The organism is Mycolicibacterium grossiae (assembly GCF_008329645.1).
Taxonomy (GTDB): Bacteria; Actinomycetota; Actinomycetes; order Mycobacteriales; family Mycobacteriaceae; genus Mycobacterium; species Mycobacterium grossiae.
In genome coordinates this window covers 5,264,302-5,276,844 of the sequence record NZ_CP043474.1, presented here as the reverse complement: position 1 = coordinate 5,276,844, position 12,543 = coordinate 5,264,302, and the positions used below count along the sequence as shown (strand labels likewise).

General features: G+C 70.8%; 10 protein-coding genes and 1 tRNA gene. 8 read left to right on the top strand and 3 right to left on the bottom strand.

What is annotated here, in order from left to right; genetic code table 11:
* Positions 1–7 precede the first annotated feature (7 nt).
* A tRNA-Arg gene (locus FZ046_RS25245) sits at positions 8–83 on the bottom strand.
* A 100-nt stretch (positions 84–183) separates the two neighbouring features.
* Here FZ046_RS25245 and argS point away from each other — a divergent pair.
* The 6 genes from argS to rho all read left to right on the top strand — a co-directional run bounded on the left by argS (position 184) and on the right by rho (position 9,016).
* Positions 184–1,833 (top strand): arginine--tRNA ligase, encoded by a 1,650-nt coding sequence (argS, locus tag FZ046_RS25240; RefSeq protein WP_070355050.1) that lies wholly within the window; start codon positions 184–186, stop codon positions 1,831–1,833.
* Positions 1,830–3,254 (top strand): diaminopimelate decarboxylase, encoded by a 1,425-nt coding sequence (gene lysA / locus FZ046_RS25235; RefSeq protein WP_070355051.1) that lies wholly within the window; start codon positions 1,830–1,832, stop codon positions 3,252–3,254. Before argS ends, lysA begins: the two co-directional genes overlap by 4 nt.
* The gene (locus tag FZ046_RS25230) at positions 3,251–4,573 is read left to right on the top strand and encodes a homoserine dehydrogenase (protein WP_070355052.1); all 1,323 of its coding nucleotides are present in this window, start codon (positions 3,251–3,253) and stop codon (positions 4,571–4,573) included. The genes lysA and FZ046_RS25230 overlap by 4 nt, the downstream gene beginning before the upstream one ends.
* A complete protein-coding gene (gene thrC / locus FZ046_RS25225) occupies positions 4,570–5,655 on the top strand; it encodes a threonine synthase (RefSeq protein ID WP_070355053.1) in 1,086 nt (361 codons plus the stop codon). The genes FZ046_RS25230 and thrC overlap by 4 nt, the downstream gene beginning before the upstream one ends.
* 8 nt (positions 5,656–5,663) lie before the next feature.
* The gene (gene thrB, locus FZ046_RS25220) at positions 5,664–6,599 is read left to right on the top strand and encodes a homoserine kinase (protein ID WP_070355054.1); all 936 of its coding nucleotides are present in this window, start codon (positions 5,664–5,666) and stop codon (positions 6,597–6,599) included.
* 281 nt (positions 6,600–6,880) lie between these two features.
* Positions 6,881–9,016 carry a transcription termination factor Rho gene (gene rho, locus FZ046_RS25215; protein ID WP_149484339.1) on the top strand — a complete coding sequence of 712 codons (2,136 nt, stop codon included), beginning with the start codon at positions 6,881–6,883 and terminating at the stop codon, positions 9,014–9,016.
* A gap of 80 nt (positions 9,017–9,096) precedes the next feature.
* On the opposite strand, the gene FZ046_RS25210 is transcribed toward rho, so the two are convergent.
* A complete protein-coding gene (locus FZ046_RS25210) occupies positions 9,097–9,777 on the bottom strand; it encodes a TetR/AcrR family transcriptional regulator (RefSeq protein ID WP_083298565.1) in 681 nt (226 codons plus the stop codon).
* A 91-nt stretch (positions 9,778–9,868) separates the two neighbouring features.
* Between FZ046_RS25210 and fadD1 the strand changes: the two genes are divergently transcribed.
* Complete coding sequence (gene fadD1, locus FZ046_RS25205) at positions 9,869–11,458, top strand: fatty-acid--CoA ligase FadD1 (protein ID WP_070355975.1); 1,590 nt, start codon at positions 9,869–9,871, stop codon at positions 11,456–11,458.
* On the opposite strand, the gene FZ046_RS25200 is transcribed toward fadD1, so the two are convergent.
* Positions 11,439–11,843 (bottom strand): MarR family winged helix-turn-helix transcriptional regulator, encoded by a 405-nt coding sequence (locus FZ046_RS25200; RefSeq protein WP_070355974.1) that lies wholly within the window; start codon positions 11,841–11,843, stop codon positions 11,439–11,441. The genes fadD1 and FZ046_RS25200 overlap by 20 nt on opposite strands.
* Positions 11,844–11,940: 97 nt before the next feature.
* Here FZ046_RS25200 and FZ046_RS25195 point away from each other — a divergent pair, with 97 nt between their 5' ends.
* Entirely contained in the window at positions 11,941–12,531 is a 591-nt protein-coding gene (locus tag FZ046_RS25195) for a maleylpyruvate isomerase family mycothiol-dependent enzyme (protein WP_070355959.1), read from the top strand.
* Positions 12,532–12,543 lie beyond the last annotated feature (12 nt).

The window sequence follows — 12,543 nt, the reverse complement described above, 5'->3', positions numbered from 1 at the left end:
CCTGACCTGGTGCCCCCGGCAGGATTCGAACCTGCGGCCTTCTGCTCCGGAGGCAGACGCTCTATCCCCTGAGCTACGGGGGCGCACGGACCTGCTGCGCCGTTGGGCGTCGACAGCCTATCCCATGGGAGGCCCGGAAACCGATTCGGGGGCTGACCACCTCAGACCATAGGATGGTGCCCCGTGACCCCCGCCGATCTGGCTCTCCTGCTCAAGACCACTGCCGCGGCGGTTCTGGCCGAGCGTGGCCTCGACACCGCTGCGCTGCCGGAGACCGTCACGGTGGAGCGTCCCCGCAATCCCGAGCATGGTGACTACGCGACGAACCTCGCGCTGCAGGTGGGCAAGAAGGTCGGCACCAACCCCCGTGAGCTGGCCGGGTGGCTCGCCGAAGCGCTGACCGCCGCCGACGGCATCTCCGGCGCCGACGTGGCCGGCCCCGGCTTCGTCAACCTGCGCATCGAGACCGCCGCGCAGAGCGTCGTCGTGTCGAACGTGCTCGCCGCGGGGGACGCCTACGGCCACTCCGACGCGCTGGGCATCAAGGTGAACCTGGAGTTCGTCTCGGCGAACCCGACCGGCCCCATCCACATCGGCGGCACCCGCTGGGCCGCGGTCGGCGACGCGCTGGGCCGGCTGCTGTCCACGCAGGGCGCCGAGGTGGTCCGGGAGTACTACTTCAACGACCACGGAGCCCAGATCGACCGCTTCGCGCGGTCGTTGGTCGCCGCGGCCAAGGGGCAGCCGGCGCCCGAGGACGGCTACGCCGGCGGCTACATCGTCGACATCGCCAACCAGGTCCTCGCTCAGGCACCCGACGTGCTCGGCCTGCCCGACGACGCGCAGCAGGAGACGTTCCGCTCGATCGGCGTCGACCTGATGTTCGCCCACATCAAGTCCTCGCTGCACGAGTTCGGCACCGACTTCGACGTGTACACCCACGAAGACTCGATGCACACCTCCGGCCGCGTCGAGCAGGCGATCGCCAAGCTGCGCGAGACCGGCAACATCTACGAGAAGGACGGCGCAACCTGGTTGCGCACCACCGAGTTCGGCGACGACAAGGACCGCGTCGTCATCAAGAGCGACGGCAACCCGGCCTACATCGCCGGCGACCTCGCCTACTACCTCGACAAGCGGCAGCGCGGCTTCGACCTGTGCATCTACATGCTCGGCGCCGACCACCACGGCTACATCGCCCGGCTGAAGGCCGCCGCGGCCGCGCTCGGCGACGACCCGAACACCGTCGAGGTGCTGATCGGGCAGCTGGTCAACCTGGTTCGCGACGGCCAGCCGGTCCGGATGAGCAAGCGCGCCGGCACCGTCATCACCCTCGACGACCTCGTCGACGCCATCGGCGTGGACGCCGCCCGGTACGTGCTGATCCGCAGCTCGGTGGACAGCCCGATCGACATCGACCTCGAGCTGTGGTCGAGCGCGTCGAGCGAGAACCCGGTCTACTACGTGCAATACGCACACGCCCGGCTCTCGGCGCTGGCGCGCAGCGCGGCCGACCTCGGCATCGCCGCGGACACCGGCCACCTCGACCTGCTCACCCACGACCGCGAGGGCACGCTCATGCGGACCCTTGGCGAGTTCCCGCGCATCCTGGCCACCGCGGTGGCGCTGCGCGAGCCGCACCGGGTGTGCCGCTACCTGGAGGATCTCGCCGGCGATTACCACCGCTTCTACGATTCCTGCCGCGTCCTGCCGATGGGCGACGAGGAGCCCGGCGACCTGCACGCCGCGCGGCTGGCGCTGTGCGCCGCGACGCGCCAGGTGATCGCCAACGGACTCGACATACTCGGCGTCAGTGCACCGGAGCGCATGTGATGGCACACCCCGCAGGTCCGCGCCACGCGGAGGCCAAGCGCCACCCCGGAACGCCGCCGCGTCCGGCGTCGCCGGACGAAATCCTGTTGATCGCCCCGAACGTGTGGCCGCGCAACGCCGCTCGCGGCGACGGTGGCGAGCTGTCGATCGCCGGCGTACCGGTCAGCAGGCTCGCCGCCGACTACGGCACCCCGCTGTTCGTCATCGACGAGGACGACTTCCGCACCCGCTGCCGCGACATCGCCATGGCGTTCGGCGGCGGCGAGCACGTGCGCTACGCGGCGAAGGCCTTCCTGTGCAGCGAGATCGCGCGATGGATCCACCAGGAGGGCCTCGCCCTCGACGTCTGCAGCGGCGGTGAACTGGCCGTCGCGCTGCACGCCGGCTTCCCGGCCGAACGAATCGCGTTGCACGGCAACAACAAGTCGGTCGCCGAGCTGACCCGCGCCGTCGAGGTGGGCGTCGGGCACGTGGTGGTCGACTCGGAGATCGAGATCGAGCGGCTCGACGCCATCGCCGGCGCGGCCGGCGTGGTGCAGAACGTGCTGTTGCGCGTCACCGTGGGCGTCGAGGCGCACACCCACGAGTTCATCTCGACCGCCCACGAGGACCAGAAGTTCGGGCTGTCGCTCGCCAGCGGCGCCGCCATGAACGCGGTCCGGCGGGTCTTCGCCACCGACAACCTGCGCCTGGTGGGGCTGCACAGCCACATCGGCTCGCAGATCTTCGACGTCGCGGGCTTCGAGCTGGCCGCACACCGCGTCATCGGCCTGCTGCGCGACGTGGTCGCCGAATTCGGCGTCGAGAAGACCGCGCAGATGTCGATCGTCGACCTCGGCGGCGGCCTCGGCATCTCCTATCTACCCCACGACGACCCGCCGCCGATGAAGGAACTGGCCGACACGCTATGGGCCATCGTGCGCAGCGAGTCCGCGGCCGTAGGACTGCCGACGCCCACGCTGGTGGTCGAGCCGGGCCGCGCGATCGCCGGGCCCGGTACCATCACGCTCTACGAGGTCGGCACGGTCAAGGACGTCGCGATCAGCGCCGGGGCGTCCCGGCGCTACGTCAGCGTCGACGGCGGTATGAGCGACAACATCCGCACGTCGCTCTATGACGCCGAGTACGACGCCCGGCTGGTCTCGCGGACCAGCGACGCGCCACCGGCACTGGCCCGCATCGTCGGCAAGCACTGCGAGAGCGGCGACATCGTCGTCCGCGACACCTGGGTGTCCGACGACGTCACCCCCGGTGACCTCATCGGCGTCGCCGCGACCGGCGCCTACTGCTATTCGATGTCCAGCAGGTACAACCTGCTCGCCCGGCCCGCGGTCGTGGCGGTGCGAGACGGCGTCTCGCGCCTCATCCTGCGCCGCGAGACCGTCGACGACCTGCTCAGCCTGGAGGTAGAGAACCCGTGACCGATCCCAAGCCTATCGGCGTAGCCGTCCTCGGCCTCGGCAACGTCGGCAGCGAGGTGGTGCGCATCATCGGCGACAGCGCCGCCGACCTCGCCGCCCGCATCGGCGCCCCGCTCGAACTGCGGGGCGTCGGCGTCCGCCGCGTCGCCGACGACCGCGGCGTGCCCGCCGATCTCCTGACCGACGACGTCGAGGCGCTCGCCGCCCGCGACGACGTCGACATCGTCGTCGAGCTGATGGGCCCGGTCGAGCCGGCCCGCAAGGCGATCCTCACCGCGCTCGAGCACGGCAAGTCCGTCGTCACCGCCAACAAGGCCCTGATGGCGCAGTCGACCGGCGAACTCGCCCAGGCCGCCGAGAGTGCGCGCGTCGACCTGTACTTCGAGGCGGCGGTCGCCGGCGCGATCCCGGTGATCCGGCCGCTCACCCAGTCGCTGGCGGGAGACTCGGTGCTGCGCGTCGCGGGCATCGTCAACGGCACTACCAACTACATCCTCTCGGCGATGAACGACACCGGTGCGGACTACGCGTCGGCGCTCGCCGACGCCAGCGCGCTCGGCTACGCCGAGGCCGACCCGACCGCCGACGTCGAGGGCTACGACGCCGCCGCCAAGGCCGCCATCCTGGCCTCCATCGCCTTCCACACCCGCGTCACCGCCGACGACGTGTACCGCGAGGGCATCACCAAGGTCACCGCCGAGGACTTCGCGTCGGCGAAGGCGCTCGGCTGCAACATCAAGCTGCTGGCCATCTGCGAGCGGTTGACCAATGACGAAGGGCAGCAGCGGGTCTCGGCGCGTGTGTACCCCGCGCTGGTGCCGTCCGATCATCCGCTGGCGTCGGTCGGCGGGGCGTTCAACGCCGTGGTCGTCGAGGCCGAGGCGGCCGGCCGCCTGATGTTCTACGGCCAGGGCGCCGGTGGCGCACCCACCGCGTCGGCGGTGATGGGAGACCTGGTCATGGCGGCACGCAACCGCGTCCAGGGCGGCCTGGGCCCGCGCGAATCCAAGTACGCGCAGCTGCCGATCTCACCGATCGGCTTCATCCCGACCCGCTACTACGTGTCGATGAACGTCGCCGACCGGCCGGGCGTGTTGTCCTCGGTCGCCGCCGAATTCGGCAAGCGCGAGGTGAGCATCGCCGAGGTCCGCCAGGAGGGCATGGTCGACGAGGGCGGCCAGCCGTGCGGCGCGCGCATCGTCGTCGTCACCCACCGCGCCACCGACGCCGCGCTCTCGGAGACGGTGGCGGCCCTCGCCGACCTCGACGTCGTGCAGACGATCAACAGCGTCCTGCGCCTGGAAGGGACCACCGAATGACGAACACCCACGCACGTGCCGTCCACCAGCCGTGGCCCGGTCTGATCAACGCCTACCGCGACCGGCTGCCGATCGGAGAGGGCTGGACGCCGATCACGCTGCTGGAGGGTGGCACGCCGCTGATCCACGCCGCGCGCATCAGCGAGATGACCGGCTGCACCGTGCATCTCAAGGTCGAGGGCCTGAACCCGACCGGCTCGTTCAAGGACCGCGGCATGACCATGGCCGTCACCGAGTCGGTGGCGCGCGGGCAGCAGGCGGTGCTGTGCGCATCGACCGGCAACACGTCGGCGTCGGCCGCCGCGTACGCCGCCCGCGCCGGCATCACCTGCGCGGTGCTGATTCCGCAGGGCCGCATCGCGATGGGCAAGCTCGCCCAGGCCGTCATGCACGGCGCGAAGATCATCCAGGTGGACGGCAACTTCGACGACTGCCTTGAGCTGGCCCGCAAGCTGACGGCCGACTTCCCGACGATCGCGCTGGTCAACTCGGTGAACCCGTATCGCATCGAGGGGCAGAAGACGGCCGCGTTCGAGATCGTCGACGCGCTCGGCACGGCACCCGACGTGCATGCCCTCCCCGTCGGCAACGCCGGCAACATCACCGCGTACTGGAAGGGCTACACCGAGTACCACCGCGACGGGCTGAGCGACCGCCTGCCGCGCATGCTCGGCACGCAGGCCGCGGGCGCGGCGCCGCTGGTGTCCGGCGAGCCGGTCAAGAATCCCGACACCATCGCGACGGCGATCCGCATCGGCGCGCCCGCATCGTGGAATTCGGCCGTCGAGGCGCAGCAGCAGTCGAACGGCAAGTTCCTCGCGGCGACCGACGAGGAGATCCTGGCCGCCTACCACCTGGTGGCCCGCACCGAGGGCGTCTTCGTCGAGCCCGCGTCGGCCGCCAGCATCGCCGGCCTGCTGAAGTCGGTCGAGGACGGCTGGGTGGCCAAGGGCTCGACCGTCGTCTGCACCGTCACCGGCAACGGCCTCAAGGATCCCGACACCGCGCTGAAGGGCATGCCCGAGGTCGAGGCCGTCCCGGTCGACCCCGTCGCGGTCGTCGCGCAGCTGGGTCTCGTCTAGGTCTGGTCATGACGCAGACCCTTCCCGCCGGGCTGTCCGCCTCGGCCGTCGTCGCCGCGTCTAGCGCCAACCTCGGTCCCGGCTTCGACAGCCTCGGCCTCGCACTCGGCCTGTACGACGAGATCGACGTCGAGACAACCGATTCCGGTCTCGTCATCGACGTCACGGGGGAGGGCGCCGGTCAGGTGCCGCTGGACGCGTCGCACCTCGTGGTGCGGGCGCTGCGGCGCGGCCTCGACGCGGCTGGCGTCACGGTCGGGGGACTGAAGATCAGCTGCCGCAACGTCATCCCGCACTCGCGTGGCCTCGGTTCGTCCGCCGCGGCCGTCGTCGGCGGGTTGGCCGCCGCCAACGGCCTCATCGCACAGTCGGATTCGCCCGTCCTCGACGACGGCGACCTGATTCAGCTGTCATCGGAGTTCGAGGGGCACCCGGACAACGCCTCAGCGGCGGTACTCGGCGGCGCGGTGGTCTCGTGGACCGAGGCGGACGGCGCGACGCCGCGCTACCGCGCGGCACCTCTGCGGCTGCATCCCGACATCCGGCTCTTCCCGGCCGTCCCCGCGGTCCGCTCGTCGACCGCGGAGACCCGGGCCGTGCTGCCGGAGGAGATCAGCCACGTCGACGCACGCTTCAACGTCAGCCGCGTCGCCCTGCTGGTCGTCGCTCTGACCGAGCGGCCCGACCTGCTGGCCGCGGCCACCGAGGACCGGCTGCACCAGCCGCAGCGCGCCTCGGCGATGCCCGCATCGGCGGAATACATCGCCATCCTGCGCCGTTGTGGCGTAGCGACGGTGCTTTCGGGGGCCGGACCAGCGGTTATCGCCATCACCACCGAGTCCGAGCTGCCGGCCGAGGCCCTCGAGTTCGGCGCCGCCCACGGGTTCGCCATCACCGAGATGGCCCAGGGCGACGGCGTCCGGTGGACGCCGGGTCCGAGATAGGCCACACGCGCCACACGCGCAGCAGGTCATTCTTGCTTCCCACCCGGAAGCGGGTTATTCTCGCAATCGTCCAGCAATCGCAGCGTCTTCACCTGCGCCGACACTAGGACGACCACTCTTCTTCTAGGTGTTCAACCCGTGTACTGACGGTTCGCCGCACAGTGGTGAACCCAGGCGATCACCGTTGCAGAGGCGACGGTGGGACCTCGACATTCAGCGGATCGACTGAATGCGAAGCACCCTCGACGTGACCACATCGGCGAGGGAAGGAAAGGAAATCCGTGACTGATACGGACCTCATCACGGCCGGTGGCAGCAGCGACGACGTCGCAGTGCCCGAGTCCGTGGATTCACCCTCTGCCGCACCCGCGGCGGAAGCGCCGAGCGCCCAGCGCGCCGTGCCGCTGACCGCGATGGTGCTGCCCGACCTGCGTGCGCTCGCCAGCTCACTCGGCGTCAAGACGACCGGTATGCGCAAGGGCGACCTCATCGCTGCCATCCGCGAGCAGCGCGGGGATACGAACGGTGCCGCGGCGCCCGCGAACGGCCAGGCCGACGCACCCGCCGCCGAGCAGGCCCCCGCGGCCGACCAGGCCGCCACCGAGCAGGCACCCCGTCGGCGCGAGCGCCGCGGTGCCTCGCGTCAGACCGGCGCCCCCGCCCGCGCCGACGGCGACACCGCCGACGCGCCGACCGCCGACGCGACCGCTGCGCCGGCCGAGGCCGACGGCCGTGAGCAGGCCCCCGCGACGTCCGATCGTCCGAAGGCCGACCGGGCCGAAACGACCGATGGCGCCGCCGAGAAGACCGACCGCGCCGTCGAGGCGGACGCCGGCGACGGCCGCACTCCGCAGAAGGACGGCGGGCAGAACAAGGGCGACCAGGGCGGTCGCAACGGCTCGGGCGGCAACGGCCGCAACGAGCGCGGCAACAACGAGCGAAACGACCGCGGAAACAACGAGCGCGGCAACAACGAGCGCGGCAACAACGAGCGCGGCAACAACGAGCGCAACGACCGCGGGAACAACGAGCGCGGCAACAACGAGCGCAATGACCGCGGGAACAACGAGCGCAACGACCGCGGCAACAACGAGCGCAACGAGCGCGGCAACAGCGACCGCAACGATCGCAACAACGCGACCGACGATGACGACGACGAGGGCCGCGGCGGCCGCCGCGGCCGCCGGTTCCGCGACCGCAGGCGGCGCGAGCGCGGCGGCAACGAGGGCGGCGGCAACGACACCGAACTGCGCGAGGACGACGTCGTGCAGCCGGTCGCCGGCATCCTCGACGTGCTCGACAACTACGCCTTCGTCCGGACCTCCGGTTACCTGGCCGGCCCGAACGACGTGTACGTGTCGATGAACATGGTGCGCAAGAACGGGCTGCGCCGCGGCGACGCCGTGACCGGCGCCGTCCGCGTGGCCCGTGAGGGCGAGGGCGGCGGCGGCAACAATCCGCGGCAGAAGTTCAACCCGCTGGTGCGGCTCGATTCCGTCAACGGCGGATCGGTCGAGGACGCGAAGAAGCGCCCGGAGTTCGGCAAGTTGACGCCGCTCTACCCGAACCAGCGGCTGCGCCTCGAGACGTCGGGAGACAAGCTCACCACGCGTGTGATCGACCTGATCATGCCGATCGGCAAGGGTCAGCGTGCGCTGATCGTGTCGCCGCCGAAGGCCGGCAAGACCACGATCATGCAGGACATCGCCAACGCGATCACGCAGAACAACCCGGAATGCCACCTCATGGTCGTGCTCGTCGACGAGCGCCCCGAAGAGGTCACCGACATGCAGCGCTCGGTCAAGGGCGAGGTCATCGCCTCGACGTTCGACCGGCCGCCGTCAGACCACACCCAGGCCGCCGAGCTGGCCATCGAACGGGCCAAGCGGCTCGTCGAGCAGGGCAAGGACGTCGTCGTCCTGCTGGACTCGATCACCCGCCTCGGCCGCGCGTACAACAACGCGTCGCCGGCCTCGGGCCGCATCCTGTCCGGTGGTGTGGACTCCACCGCGCTGTACCCGCCGAAGCGCTTCCTCGGCGCGGCCCGCAACATCGAGCACGGCGGATCGCTCACCATCATCGCCACGGCGATGGTCGAGACCGGCTCCACCGGTGACACCGTGATCTTCGAGGAGTTCAAGGGCACCGGCAACGCCGAACTGAAGCTCGACCGCAAGATCGCCGAGCGCCGGGTCTTCCCTGCGGTCGACGTCAACCCGTCGGGCACCCGCAAGGACGAGCTGCTGCTGTCCCCGGACGAGTTCGCGATCGTGCACAAGCTGCGCCGGGTGATGTCCGGGCTGGACCCGCACCAGGCCATCGACCTGCTGATGAGCCAGCTGCGCAAGACCAAGAACAACTACGAGTTCCTGGTCCAGGTCTCCAAGAACACCCCGGGAGGCACCGGCGACGACTAGTCGCCCAGCGCTGGATACGGCCCCGCACGCGTTGACGTGCGGGGCCGTCGGCTTTCTGGCGGATGGGTGGAGGAGTCGGCTCAGACGGCGGGGTCGGTCCGCAGACCGGGCATGACGTAGCGCTTGACGTGCACCAGCACGGCGGCCGGGTCGGCGGCGTCGAGCTGGGCGCCGGGCACGGTGGTCAGTGACAGGATCGCCCGCGCCACCCACTCGGCCGCCTCGTCGACGTGGACGTCGGGATGGATCTCGCCGGCATCGCGCGCGGCGACTACGTAGCGCCGCCAGAACGCCGCGAGGTCCGGAACCAGTCCCTGCACACCCGCGCCGGCGCATGCCGCGAACTCCTCGGGTTCCGCCATGCGCAGTTTCATGAGCAGTGCACCGGGATCGTCGTAGGCGGTGCGGGCGTGGCTGATGCCCGCGGCGATCTGTTCGGCGAGCCCCTGCACCTCGTCCAGCAGCGCGTGCGACTCCGACCAGTAGGCGTCGTTCAGCCGCACCAGCGCCGCGCCGAGCAGCGTCACCTTGTCCGGGAAGTGGCGGTACAGCCAGCCTCGCGACACCCCGGCCACCTCGGCAACCTCGGACACCGTCGTCGAACGAATCCCCTTGACCCGCAAACACTCCTCGGCCGCGTCGATCAGACGGTCGCGGACCGAGCGGCTCTGCGGAGCACTCTCGGGCGGTGCCGGGGTGGTGGTCAACGGCGCCTCCTCGGGTTGCGCGAACGTGCCGCGCGGCGACGCGGATGGATGCATTCTGCCAATGGTCGAAACTCCGCGTGCGACGTGCCGAGGATGGTAGACACTTTTTCGACAGTGTTCACCATGCGTGACGAAGGAGTCCCCGGTGCCGGACACGTTGCAACAGCTGCTGCGCGAGCGCGCCGACGTCGACACCCCGGCCGTCCGGTTCGGCGATCGCACCTGGACGTGGCGGCAGCACATCGCCGAGGCGTTCGCGCAGGCCGCGGCGCTGATCGACGCCGCCGACGCCGAGCGCCCGCTGCACGTGGGCGTCCTGCTGGGCAACACGCCCGACATGCTCACCGCCCTCGCCGCGGCCGCCCTCGGCGGTTACGTGCTGTGCGGCATCAACACCACGCGGCGCGGCGAGGCGATCGCGCGCGACGTCGCCCGCGTCGACTGTCAGATCCTGCTCACCGACGCCGAGCACCGCCACCTGCTCGACGGCATCGACCTACCCGGCGTCTCGGTGTTCGACGTCTCCGCGCCGGAGTGGTCGCAACGGACGGCGGCGGCGCCCGGCCTGGTCCCGCACGCCGAGGTCGGCGCCGACGACACCTTCATGATGATCTTCACCTCGGGCACCAGCGGCGAACCCAAAGCCGTGGAGGTGCCGCACGCCATGGTGCTGTTCGCCGGGACCGCACTGGTCGAGCGGTACGCACTGGATGCGTCCGACGTCTGCTACCTCGCGATGCCGCTGTTCCACTCCAACGCCGTCTACGCGGGCTGGAGCGTGGCGCTGAACGCCGGAGCCACGATGGCGCCCGCGTCGTTCTCCGCCTCGCGCTTCCTCGACGACGTCCGGCGGTACGGCGTGACGTACATGAACTACGTCGGCAAGCCGTTGGCATACATCCTCGCCACGGCCGAGCGGCCGGACGACGCCGACAACCCCCTGCGCATCGCGTTCGGCAACGAAGCGGCGGACCGCGACATCGACGAGTTCGGGCGCCGCTTCGGCTGCACGGTGTGGGACGGGTTCGGGTCCACCGAGACCGCCGTGATCATCACCCGCCCGGACGACTGCCCGACCGGGTCGATTGGGAAGGGCTTCCCGGGCGTCGCGATCTTCGACCCCGAGACGGTGACCGAGTGCGAGGTCGCCCGCTTCGACGCCTCCGGTGCCCTGCTCAACGCCGCCGCGGCGACCGGCGAGTTGGTCAACACCAGCGGCAGCGGCCTCTTCCGCGGCTACTACAACGACCAGGGCGCCACCGACCAGCGGATGCGGCATGGCATGTACTGGTCCGGCGACCTGGCCTACCGGGACGCCGACGGCTGGATCTACCTCGCCGGCCGCACCGCCGACTGGATGCGCGTCGACGGCGAGAACCTGACCACCGCGCCCATCGAGCGCATCCTGCTGCGACTGAACGCGATCAGCCGCGTCGCCGTCTATCCCGTGCCGGACGAGTACGTCGGTGACCAGGTGATGGCCGCGCTCGTCCTGCGGGACGGGGCCGCGTTGACGCCCGCGGAGTTCGGGGCGTTCCTGGCCGCCCAGCCCGACCTGTCGCCGAAGGCCTGGCCGCGGTACGTGTGGATCGCCGAGGACCTGCCGAGCACGGCGACCAACAAGATCCTCAAGCGCGACCTGGTGGCGATGGGCACCGATCCCGCAGGCCGCACGCTGTGGACGCGCGAGGGTCGCACCTTCGGCGTGCTCGCGGTCACCGGTACGGATCGGTGACGTCCCGCAGAACCAGCAGCAGGCGCCGCAGCCGGTCGTAGTCCGCGGCGCCGAGGTGGTCGCGCCACTGCGCCTCGACCGCGGCGACCTCGGCGGCGGCCGCCGCGCACAGGCGGCGGCCCCGCGGGCTGAGCACCACCAGTCGGGCCCGGGCGTCGGCGGGGTCGGGGATGCGTTCGACGTAACCCCGTCGCGCGAGGTCGTCGATCAGCGCGCCGGCGGTCTGCTTGGTGACGCCGGCCTGCTCGGCGAGGTCGGTCAGCCGGATTCCCTCGGGGCGCAGCCGCTGCGCCAGCCGCGTCTGCGCCGCAGTGAGGTCGTCGAAGCCCGACGCCCGCAGCGCGTCGTGCACGCGCGCCTCGGCGGCGCGGTGGGCGATGAACATCAGCGTCGCGGTGTTCGGTTCCGTCACGCCGAGATCGTACTCGACATGGTTCGGATTCCTGACTATATTGTCAGGAGTCCTGACGATTGGAGAGGGCATGCACGACGAGGAGATCTGGGGTCACGTCGACGCCCAGCGCGCCGAACTCGCCGACCTGCTGGAGACGCTGGTGCCGGCGCAGTGGGCGACGCCGTCGCTGTGCGACGCGTGGACGGTGCGCGAGGTGGCGGTGCACCTCGTCCAGGCCAATGTGGGCTGGGGCCGGATGGCGCTCGAAGCGCTGCGCTCCGGCTTCCGATTCGACGCGATGATGGCGCGCGTGGCCCGCGAGGACCGCCGCAGCACCGACGAGATCGTCGCCACACTGCGTGGCATGGTCGGATCGCGACGCCGCCCGCCCGGGACGAAGGTCGTCGACCCACTGCTCGACGCGCTGGTCCACGGCCAGGACATCGCCCGGCCGCTCGGACTGCCCCGGACGATGCCGCAGGATGCCGCGTTGGTCGTCGCCGACCGACTGTGGACCATGACGTTCCCCATCAATGCGCGACGGCGCTTCCCCGACGTCCGGTTCGAGGCGACCGACGCGCCGTTCGCGGTGGGCAGCGGACGCGTGGTTGCGCGTCCGCTGGACGATGTGGTCATGCTGCTGGCCGGACGGAATATCGGCCCGTCCGAGCACGTTTAGGAGACTGGCGGT

What these genes read in the sequence shown, in the direction of transcription:
- thrC (WP_070355053.1), top strand. Translation starts at nt 4,570, where the DNA reads ATGACGAACACCCACGCACGTGCCGTCCACCAGCCGTGGCCCGGTCTG.
- thrB (WP_070355054.1), top strand. Translation starts at nt 5,664, where the DNA reads ATGACGCAGACCCTTCCCGCCGGGCTGTCCGCCTCGGCCGTCGTCGCC.
- FZ046_RS25200 (WP_070355974.1), bottom strand. Translation starts at nt 11,843, where the DNA reads ATGTTCATCGCCCACCGCGCCGCCGAGGCGCGCGTGCACGACGCGCTG.
- FZ046_RS25210 (WP_083298565.1), bottom strand. Translation starts at nt 9,777, where the DNA reads ATGCATCCATCCGCGTCGCCGCGCGGCACGTTCGCGCAACCCGAGGAG.
- FZ046_RS25195 (WP_070355959.1), top strand. Translation starts at nt 11,941, where the DNA reads ATGCACGACGAGGAGATCTGGGGTCACGTCGACGCCCAGCGCGCCGAA.